The following is a 466-nucleotide window of genomic DNA, read 5'->3' on the forward strand; positions in this document are numbered from 1 at the left end:
AGTCAAGAAAAGTAGTCCATGCCGATGCCGGCTCAATTTACATTACAGTACCTGTGGAAGATGGCGAAGAAGGAACGGAAAAACTTGCCATAAAATATTCACAAAACGAAACTATCCAAAAAAAGATGCCCCCCGGACAAAAAATGATATATTCAATTTTTACAGTCCCCATAAACGAAAAATCAATTTCGGGCTTGCGGACAACGGGCTTGAAATTGTAAGGATACCAAACTACGGTAAGAAAGAGCTTAAATCGTTAGCCGACGCTCTGGACAGAACATTAACCGCTATGCTGCGTCTTCAGTGTACTGGTTCTGCGCCTGCTTAATATTCGGCAATACTTCAAAGAAAATATTGATTAACTCAGGATCAAATTTTGAGCCTGAAAGCTTTCTCATTTCATCAAGAACTTTTTTTTCGTCCCAAGGCTCTTTGTATACACGTTTTGAGCAGAGCGCGTCGTATA

Annotated in this window: 1 pseudogene; it reads left to right on the plus strand. The window is 40.3% G+C overall.

Annotated features, from left to right (window positions below):
• Nucleotides 1-221, plus strand: a pseudogene (locus ACYVTD_RS16560) (phosphohydrolase); the annotation flags it as partial.
• Nucleotides 222-466: the final 245 nt, after the last annotated feature.

The sequence above is a fragment of the Treponema sp. R6D11 genome, from assembly GCF_054786075.1.